We start from the raw sequence: 9,064 nt of genomic DNA, 5'->3' as shown, positions 1-9,064 counted from the left end.
AACCGAATGATCGACGGGTCCGGTGCGCAGAGCACCCGGCCCCGCGCTCATTACCCCCCACCCCCCCGGGCCCGCGGTTAGGGGGGGCCCCCGGGGGCGGGCCCGCCCCCCCGACTACGCGACAACAGCGCAGGCACTGCACCTGTTCTGAATCAGGTGCGGCGCCCGCGCTGTTGTCGTCGTGGTACGGATATTTGGATACCGCCCGAATAGCCTCCGGCGGTGGTGGCTCGACCCACCGCCGGAGGCGCCCACATCAGTTGCCCGGCAACGGTGCCGGAGCCGGCCGACCTTCCGGGGCCGCCGGAGCGGGGCCGCCCGGTGCCGGAGCACCCGGTGCGGCCTGGGCCGGATCGCCGCCCACGCCCGCCAGCATGGCCAGATCCCACTGGTTGACGATCCAGCGGTCGCCGTCCTTCTCCAGCCCCGCGACCACCGCGATATCCTGCCGCTTCGGTTCGGGTGTCACGGCATTCGTCTTCATCAGGCCGATATTGACCAGGACCTTGGCGCTTTCCTCGTCACCGGACTGGAAGCCGCAACTCGCTTCGTCGACCCAGGATTTCACCTTGGATTCGGTGAGCAACTGGCGCAGCACATCCCAGTTCTGCTCCACCGAGCCCACGACATCAGCGGTGGCACCGTCTTTCATGGCCCGCATGAAACCGTCGAGGTCGCCCTCGAAATCGTAGGTGTTGGTCGCCCGGGCGAAATCGCAGGCCGTCCGGGTGGATTCGTCCTGCGCGGCGAGTTCGCCGTTGTTCTGCTGGTAGGCGCGGAAGTACAGCACCCCGGCAGCGACCAGCGCCACCAGCACCACGCCGGTGACGAAGGCGATCACCACCGGGAGCAGCCCGGATTTGCCGTCGGTGTCCTGCGCTGCCGCGGTCTCGTTCTTCGCCATAGCTTCGAGTCCTAACTTCTGATTCGTCTCGCGGCCGGGAGCTACTGCTGCATCATCGGCGTATCGAAATTCGCCACCATCCAGCGACCGTCGACCTTCTCCATATCGACATTGGCCGCCACCTTGACCCGGCCGGGCGCCTGCTGCTGCGGGCCGCCGGCGGTGGTGAACTGCTGGTCGATCACCAGCACCACGCGTGCTTTGTCGCCGTCGCCGGATTCGTAACCGCACTGCACTTCGGCGGCGGTGGAGTTCACCTGGGTCTCGGCGAACCGGGCCCTCAGATCGGGGCCGATCTGCGACACCAGTTTCTTCCATTCACCGGTCGCGTTCTGATCCAGTCGTGAGACGTAGTCGTCGGCCTTGTCGCCGGTATAGGTGGCGAAGCTGTTCCCGAAATCGCAGGCGGCCTTGGTGGCCGCGGCACGCCGGTCCAGTTCGGCCTGGCGATCATTCGCGAGATAGAAGAAAACACCGACCGCGACCAGGGCCGCGATCACCAGCACGGCCGCGCCGACCAGCACCGGCAGCGGGAACCGCGAGCGCAGACCGGAAGCCTTCTTCGCCTCGGCGCCGGTGTCCGGTTCGCCGGCACCGGACTGCTGCGCCTGCTTTGCGGTATCTTCGCTGCCCGGTTCGGCCGCTTCGCCGGCCGCGGATTTCCCGAGCGCGACCGTCGGTTCGGCGGCGGATTCTTTCCCGAGTACCACCGTCTCATCGGAATCGGCCGGTTCACTCGTTCCGCCGTCGGCCGATTCCGGGCGGTCGATCTTCGCCGTGGCGTCCGCGTCCGCGGATTTGCCGATCTTCGCCGTGGCATCGGGGTCGGCGGGCTTCTCGGCCTTCACCGTGGCGTCGGGGTCGGCGGATTTCCCGGCCTTCACCGTGGCGTCGGGATCGGATTTCCCGGCCTTCTCCGTAGCGTCCGAAGCTGCGGGCTCCTCGGCTGCCTTATCCGCAGATTCGGCCGAACCGGCCGAATCTGCCGCCGCGGCGCTGCCGGTCGATGAACTGCCGGAGGTGGTGGTGTGCTCAGCCGCGTCGTCCGCCGGCACACCAGTGCCTTCCGGCTCCAAGGGGTCGGAGCTGGGTTTTTTCGAGGACATCTGTACTGTTCACACCTTCCCGGCGCCTCTCTGCGGACGCGCCGTAATCTACCGGCCGGAAAACGAGCGCCGGGTGTGGCGGGCATCTCTGCGAGAGTATGCACCGTCGCACCCGGCAGGGGACGACCGGTCTCCTGCTACCGCACGGGCGGCAGCGTACGTTCGTTCGGATCCACACCCGGCGGGATGTGCGCGCCGTTGTTCGGCACATTCGGTCGCGGTGCGTTGGCCGCGCCGCGGATCTGCTGGCCGGGCGGGGGATTGTCACAGTAATTCCACTTCGGCAGCGTGCCGTCCTGGACGACCTGGGTTTTCACCGGAGTGGACTGGTACTGGCAGTAGGGCCGGAACCAGATATCGAGCATGGCGTGGAATTCGTTGTCATGGGCGGGTACGCCCAATGCCGCGCCACCGAGTTCGAGCGCGGGGAACAGCGCCGCCAGCGCCGGCTGCCGCAGTTGCGCCGCACGGGTGACGGCGACGAAGTTGTTCAGCAGCGTGGTGATCGGATCGCTGGTGGCATCCAGCGTCGCGGTCACGCTCGCGAACTGTCCGGGCGCCTGGTCCAGCACCTTCACCAGCTCGGCGTTCGCCTTGTTGAACTGGTCGAACAGTACCTGCGAGTTCGCGGTCAGGGTACCCAGGTCCGGCTGGGCCTGGGAGGTGGTCGCGGCGATGGTCCGCAGATTCGCGATCAGATTGGTGGTCTGTGGCAGCAGATTCTCCAGCCCGGCCGAGACCAGGCTGACGCCTTCGATCAGCGAACGCAGCTGATCGGGTCCACCGCTGAGCGCGATATCGAGTTCGTTCAGGATCACCGAGAAATGCTCCGGGTTCACCTGCGCGATGAGGTCGCTGGAGTTCTCCAGAACCGAGGAGATCGGGACCGGGGTACTGACCCGCTCGGGGTCGAAGGTGATCTCCGAACCATCGGTCAGGAACGGCCCCTGGTTCCCGGCGGGCCGGAAATCGATGTACTGCTCGCCGGCACCGGACAGGGCCTGCACCGCAACCTTCGTATCCACCGGGATATCCCATTTGGATTCGATCTCGGCTTCGGCCTGGATTCCGGCGCCGTTGCCGACGAGTTCGAGGCTGCTCACCTCGCCGACGCGGTAGCCGCGCAGCGTGACGTCGTTACCTTCTTGCAGGCCACCGGACCGGTCCAGGTTCACGATGACGGTGTAGGTGCTGCGCAGCGGGTTCACCCGCATGACGTTGACCATCAGATAGGTTCCGCCGATGAGCAGCGCCAGGAGGATACCGAGGTTCGACCACAGGATTTTGTTCTTCAGCATCACTGGCCTCCCACACGCTGCTGGACGACCTGGAGGATCTGGATCAGGCTGCCCGCGAAATCCTGTAGATCGCGCACGTCGTAGAAGTGGCTCGTGCCCGGTGCGGTGAGCATCGCGATATCGAGATTGGTGACATTGACCTGAGCGGCGAGGCTGCTGCCGCGGAAGGTGGCATCGACGGGACCGCGCAGTTCGTGCAGGATATCCAGCAGTGCACCGAACTTGTCCCCGGTGGCCGCGAGCGCCGCCATCAGGCTGTTCAGATTGTCGAGGGTGCCCGCCAGATCGCCGCCGGAGGTGTTCGCGTAATCCCCGAGCGCGGCGCTCGTGGTGGAGATCTTGCTCAGCAGATCACCCAGCGCCCGGTTGTTCTCGGCGACCGCGCCGATCATATCCGGCAGCGTATCGGCGACCTGGCCGAGTTCGTTGCGGCGGCTTTCGAGAGTGCCCGCCAGCACGCTGAATTCGCCGAGCACACTGTCGATTCGCGCGGAGTTCGCGTTGATACTGGAAACCACGCCGGTGATCTCGTTGACCAGATGCACCAGCTGGTCACTGCGCCCGCCGACGATGGAATCGAGTTCGGTGCCCAGCCGGGTGAGGTGGGCGATACCGCCGCCGTTGAACATCAGCGATACCGACAGCAGCAGCTCCTCCACCGTGGCGCCGGCCGAGGTCTGCTCGATGGGCAGGGTATCGCCGTCCTCGAGCAGGGCCGTGCCGGGTTCGGTCTGCGGTTTGGCGACCGCGATGAAGACATCGCCGAGTGGGGTCGCCTGGCGCAGTTCGGCGGTGGTCCCGATCGGGAGTTCGATATCCTTGCGAATCTCCATATCGACGATCGCCTGGAAATTCTTGGTTTCGATATTGGTGACCACGCCGACATCGGAACCGCCGACCTTCACCTTGGCCTGGTCGGGCAGGTTCAGCGCATTGTCGAATACCGCCCGCAGCCCGAGGGTTTCCCCGCTCGCGCCGGGCTTCGGCAGCGGAATATCCTCCACCGTCAGGCCGCAACCGGAGGCCAGCGCCACCGTACCGGCCGCCACCACGACGGCTACGGTGCGGCGGGCGCGTCGGATTGTTCGTATCATTTCGTCAGTCCCAGCAGTGCGGCGGTGAGTCCGAAGTCCGGTCCGAAATCTTCGGGCCGGCCGGTCCGGCAGCCGTCGGATCGCATCTGAATCCGTTCGCAGAACAGGCTCACGAGTTCACCGCCCGCGAGGTTGGTGCCGATCAGCGCGTGCAACCGGACGTAGCCCTGCTCGTAGTTCATCGAGCGGTGGATGTTCTGCAGCAGCATCGGCGCGACGTCGACCACCTCGGTGACGCCGTGCGCGTTCTGCCGCAGCTGCTCGATCACGGTATTCATCCGGGTCAGCGTGTCTACCAGCTGATCCTGATGCTGCCCGAAGACCGAACTGGTGTTGTTCAGGAAGTCGTAGAGCTGCTGCAACGTGGCCTGCAGACCGGGTGCCTGCTCGGCCAGCATGGTCGTCATCTGGGTGGCCTGGTTGCTGAAATCGCGGACGGCCTGGTCGTTCTCGGCCAGCATCGTGGTCAGCTCGTTGAGCTTGGTGATGATGTTGGCGATGGCGCCCTTGTTGTCGACACCGACCTTCAGCGCACTGGACAGCGCGTTGAGGGTATCGCGCATCTTCTCGCCCTGGCCGTTGAGCATCGGGTACAGCACCCGGCCCGACAGCGGGCCGATACCCTCCTGCCCCTCCTGCGGTTTCAGTGCGTCGGCGAACTGGTCGATGGTTTTGAGCATCGTGTCCAGCTCCACCGGCACATCGGTCTTCTCCAGCGGCAGATGGTCGCCGTCTTCGAGTGTTTCGCCCTCGACATAGCGCGGCGTGAACTCGATATGCCGGTTGGTGACGATCGACGGAGAGATCACCACGGCCTTGGCGGATTTCGGGATCTCCACATCGCCGTCGATGCTCATATGGACTTCCACGAGATCACCGTGCGGAATGATCTTGTCGACCTTGCCGACCTCGAGCCCGAGCACGGTGATCGGGTTGCCCTCGTACATACCGGCGATGTTCTCGAAATCCGCGGTGATCTTCATATCGCCGCCGACCACGCTGTTCACCATCGAACAGCTGCCCAGCGCCAGCGCCGACGCGCCGATGACCAGTGTTTTCGCGGCCTTCTTCACGAGGTCGATGTTCAACGGATTCATCCCTGGCACCCCTCGGCGACTTGGGCGAAGCACAACCAGTTGTCCGGGAACAGCCACGGGATGCCGACCTCGGCGTAGTTGCCGTTACCCCAGGCGTTGGCCAGGTAGCGCACCGACGGCGGCATGATCGAGAGCAACCGGTCGAGGTTGTCCTTGTTCTTCTGCAGGCCCGCGGCCATGGTGTTGAGCTGATCGAGCGTGGTGGTGAACTGGTTGTTGTTCTGTGCGCCGATCGCCTGCAGCTGCGCGGTCAGGGTGGCCACATTGTCCAGCAGGGTCCGCAGCAGTTGCTGGCGTTCCACCACCCGCGAGGCGATCGCCTCACCCTGGGTGATGATCAGCAGGGCACTGTTGCGGTTGTCGGCCAGGATGGTGGTCACCCGGTCGAGGTCCTTCAGCAGCTGCTCGACATCGTCCTTGCGGCTGTCGATCACCTTGGCCAGGGCGCCGATGCTGTCCAGCGACTGGGCGACCAGCTCCGGGGAGCCCTCCAGTTGTTCGTTGAACAGGTTCAGCGATTCGGCGAGTTTGCCGGGGTCGAGCTCCTGGAATTCCGGGGTGCCCTTGTCGACCACATCGGCGAGATCGTAGGGGACCGCGGTATTGGTCTTCGGGATGCGGTTATCGGGCAGGCCCGTGCCGTCACCGGGCTGGAGGTCGACGTAGCGGGCGCCGAGCAGGGTGGCCATCTTGATGGCCGCCCGCGCATCGGGTCCGAGTTCCACATCATTGGAGACCTGGAGGGTGAGCAGAACGTGGTCGCCCTCGAGTTCGGCGCCCGATACCCGGCCCATCGGCACACCGGCCACGTTGACCTTGTCGCCGACGGAGATACCCGCGGATTGGACGAACTCGGCCTTGATCGACTGCTCGCCGATACCGAGGTTACGGAAGCCACTGGACACCAGAACCAGTACGGCGACCACGATGACGCCGATGATGCCGAGCCCGAAGTAGCGGTTGTTGTTGAACCAGGTTTTGAATTTGGTCATCATGGCCGGCACACCGCCGATTGCGAATTGCCGCCGATCTGCGAGAACAGACCGCGGGGGAACAGGACTCCGTACAGCGAGACATCCAGCCGGCAGATATACGCGTTCGCGTAGGCGCCTTCGGAGGTGAATCGTCCCGCGTCGGCGAGGATGGCGGGCAGGTCGATCGCGGCCTGATCCAGTTTGGCGCCATTGGCCAGGAACAGGGTCAGCGCGTCACGTGTCGAATTCTGGACCGCCTCCAGTTTGGGCTGGATATTGCCCACCATTCCGACGAGCGCGGTGGTGGCACCCGCGATCTGTTCGGTCGAGGAGAGCAGCGATTGGCCCTGCTCGTACAGACCGCCGATCAGCGCCCTCGTCTGGGTTATCAGCGTCTCCAATTCGCCCCCTCGTTTGGCCAGGCCCGCCATCACACCGCTGAGGTTGGTGATCACATCGCTGAGAATGGCGTCACGCCGCTGGAAATCAGTGGCCATGGTGGCCGCCTGGGTGATGAAGGAACTCAACGAGACCCGGTCACCCTGCAGGGCGAGGATGAAGGTCTCCGAGAGCCGGTTCACCTGTTCGGGTTCGAGCACCTCGAACAGCGGCTGGAAACCGTTGAGCAACGCCGAGATATCGAAGGACGGCTCGGTGCGATCGACGGGAATGGTGGCGTCCTCCGGCAGCTCGGTCGTATCCCCGCCGGAGCCGGGCGCCAGCGCCACGTAGCGCTGGCCGATCAGGTTCTGGTACCGCACCAGCGCTTTGGTGTTACCGAACAGGGTCTGATCGTCCTGGACGATGAAGCTGACCTCGGCCTTCGACTCGCCGGTCAGTTCGATCTTCTCGACCTTCCCGACGCGCACGCCCGCCATCCGGACATCGTCGCCCTCACGCAGGCCCAGCACATCGGTGAAGACCGCGGAATACGATTTCGTACCACCGTCCACGGTGCGGGCCAGCGTATTCCACACGAGTACGGTGACCAGCACCGATACCACTGCGAACAGGCCGAAGCCGATCAGCGGTTTCCGGACGCCCTTCACGCGGACGCCTCCTCGGTCACTCGCAAGGTTCCGCCTTCGAGAATCGAACTCAACATCAGGTACTCCACTGAGGTGGGCTGCCGGCCGAGCAGCGCCGCCACCGCCGCATCGCCCTCATAAGAGGCGATCGGCCGGGCCGCGGGAGCGGCACCGTTGCCGCTGTCCGCCGCCGGTGCGGCCGCACCGGGTTCGGCCGGCGGGGCCGGCGGCTGGTCACCGGGCTGGGCGGCCGGCGCGGGGGCCGGTGCACCGGGCAGGCCCGGAAGCTGCGGCAGACCCTGCGGGAACAAACCCTCCAGCGGCGTACCGGCGAACGGGTTGTTCGCAGGCGGTGCCGCCGGGGCGGGGACGCCGACCTCGCTGGTGACACCGGGGATCGGCGGCAGACCGGGGATCGGCGGCAGCACCGGCAGGCCGTCGGCGGCGGGCAGCCGGCGCGGTTTCATCTGCTCGGGCAGGTATCCGGGATCGGCCACGGCGGGCGCGGTGAAACAACTCGGTCCGGCGAGGTCGCCGTAGCGGGGGCAGTCCGCGACGGTGTTCGGATTGAACGGCGTGAACGAAACACCAGCGTTCCACACCATCTGCTGCTGCGGACCCCAGGTGAACGTCGTGCGCAGGTTGCGTGCCGAGGTGTTCAGATTGCTGATCGCATTGGTGATGGAGGCGGGGTTCGCGGCCAGCGCACCGAAGGTCTGGTTCAGTCCGACGGTCAGCTCTTTACCGGTATTCGGGTTCCGCGCGAACAGATCGTTGACCTGATCCACCATGCCACCGGCACCGGAGATCACATCGACCAGTTGCTCGCGCCGGTCGGCGATAGTCTTCGCCGTCTGCACCGAGGAGGCCAGGACGTCCATCAGTTCCGGTGCCGACTCGTTGAGCGCATGCGTCGAATCCGCGAAATCCTGCAGGAAGACACCGAGGTCCGGAATCGATTCGTCCACCGAGGTCAGCCAGTGGTCGATCCGCTCGATGGTCGATCCGGGCGCCCGGCCGCTACCGTCGAGGGCATAGGAGAGAGTGCCCAGGACACGGCCGAACTGCATCGGATCGATCCGGTCGAGAATGTTCTGGACGGTGGTCAGCGTGTCCTGCAGGGCGATGGTGCCCTGGCTCTTGTCCTCCGGGATCTGCGAGCCCTCTTCGAGGTGAGCCTCGGCAGGACCGTTGTAGAGGAACTCCACGGAGGTGACGGCGAACAGGTTGCTGGGCACCACCCGGGCGGTGACGTTGGCCGGGATCTGGTCGACGAACTCGGGCTTCAGCTCGATATTCACCTGCTGGAGTTCGCCCTGAGCGGCCACCGACACCGTCTCGACCGCACCCACCAGGACGCCGCGGAACTTCACATCCGCTTTCTGCGGCAGTCCGTCACCGGTGGTGGTCAGGTTCGCGGTGACCCGCACCTTCTCCACGAAATAGCCCTGGTAGCGGGCCATCAGGAAGCCCAGCACCACGACGAAGACAACCAGGCCGCATACGCCGGCGATGAGCAATTGCTTCATCGTGGGCCCGCGCCCACTCGGATCGATGATCATT

At 65.4% G+C, this 9,064-nt stretch carries 8 protein-coding genes; all 8 read right to left on the bottom strand.

Annotated features, from left to right (window positions below):
• Positions 1–256: 256 nt before the first annotated feature.
• The 8 genes from QH196_RS23140 to QH196_RS23105 all read right to left on the bottom strand — a co-directional run bounded on the left by QH196_RS23140 (position 257) and on the right by QH196_RS23105 (position 9,063).
• Positions 257–904, bottom strand: a complete 648-nt coding sequence (locus tag QH196_RS23140) for a hypothetical protein (RefSeq protein ID WP_280417918.1) — start codon at positions 902–904, stop codon at positions 257–259.
• Between the two features lie 41 nt (positions 905–945).
• Complete coding sequence (locus QH196_RS23135; protein WP_280417917.1) at positions 946–2,010, bottom strand: hypothetical protein; 1,065 nt, start codon at positions 2,008–2,010, stop codon at positions 946–948.
• A 137-nt stretch (positions 2,011–2,147) separates the two neighbouring features.
• A complete protein-coding gene (locus QH196_RS23130; RefSeq protein ID WP_280417916.1) occupies positions 2,148–3,308 on the bottom strand; it encodes an MlaD family protein in 1,161 nt (386 codons plus the stop codon).
• Complete coding sequence (locus QH196_RS23125; protein ID WP_280417915.1) at positions 3,308–4,402, bottom strand: MCE family protein; 1,095 nt, start codon at positions 4,400–4,402, stop codon at positions 3,308–3,310. The genes QH196_RS23130 and QH196_RS23125 overlap by 1 nt, the downstream gene beginning before the upstream one ends.
• Positions 4,399–5,499: an MCE family protein gene (locus QH196_RS23120; protein ID WP_280417914.1), complete on the bottom strand. Its 1,101-nt coding sequence runs from the start codon at positions 5,497–5,499 to the stop codon at positions 4,399–4,401. The genes QH196_RS23125 and QH196_RS23120 overlap by 4 nt, the downstream gene beginning before the upstream one ends.
• Positions 5,496–6,494 carry an MCE family protein gene (locus tag QH196_RS23115; protein ID WP_280417913.1) on the bottom strand — a complete coding sequence of 333 codons (999 nt, stop codon included), beginning with the start codon at positions 6,492–6,494 and terminating at the stop codon, positions 5,496–5,498. The genes QH196_RS23120 and QH196_RS23115 overlap by 4 nt, the downstream gene beginning before the upstream one ends.
• Entirely contained in the window at positions 6,491–7,522 is a 1,032-nt protein-coding gene (locus QH196_RS23110; RefSeq protein ID WP_280417912.1) for an MCE family protein, read from the bottom strand. Before QH196_RS23110 ends, QH196_RS23115 begins: the two co-directional genes overlap by 4 nt.
• Positions 7,519–9,063, bottom strand: a complete 1,545-nt coding sequence (locus QH196_RS23105; RefSeq protein WP_280417911.1) for an MlaD family protein — start codon at positions 9,061–9,063, stop codon at positions 7,519–7,521. Before QH196_RS23105 ends, QH196_RS23110 begins: the two co-directional genes overlap by 4 nt.
• Position 9,064 lies beyond the last annotated feature (1 nt).

Source organism: Nocardia carnea, assembly GCF_029868325.1.
GTDB classification, from domain to species: domain Bacteria; phylum Actinomycetota; class Actinomycetes; order Mycobacteriales; family Mycobacteriaceae; genus Nocardia; species Nocardia carnea_C.
This window is presented reverse-complemented; position numbering and strand designations above follow the sequence as displayed.

Coding starts and splice junctions, on each gene's coding strand:
- QH196_RS23140 (WP_280417918.1), bottom strand. CDS start 904: ATGGCGAAGAACGAGACCGCGGCAGCGCAGGACACCGACGGCAAATCC.
- QH196_RS23135 (WP_280417917.1), bottom strand. CDS start 2,010: ATGTCCTCGAAAAAACCCAGCTCCGACCCCTTGGAGCCGGAAGGCACT.
- QH196_RS23130 (WP_280417916.1), bottom strand. CDS start 3,308: ATGCTGAAGAACAAAATCCTGTGGTCGAACCTCGGTATCCTCCTGGCG.
- QH196_RS23125 (WP_280417915.1), bottom strand. CDS start 4,402: ATGATACGAACAATCCGACGCGCCCGCCGCACCGTAGCCGTCGTGGTG.
- QH196_RS23120 (WP_280417914.1), bottom strand. CDS start 5,499: ATGAATCCGTTGAACATCGACCTCGTGAAGAAGGCCGCGAAAACACTG.
- QH196_RS23115 (WP_280417913.1), bottom strand. CDS start 6,494: ATGATGACCAAATTCAAAACCTGGTTCAACAACAACCGCTACTTCGGG.
- QH196_RS23105 (WP_280417911.1), bottom strand. CDS start 9,063: ATGATCATCGATCCGAGTGGGCGCGGGCCCACGATGAAGCAATTGCTC.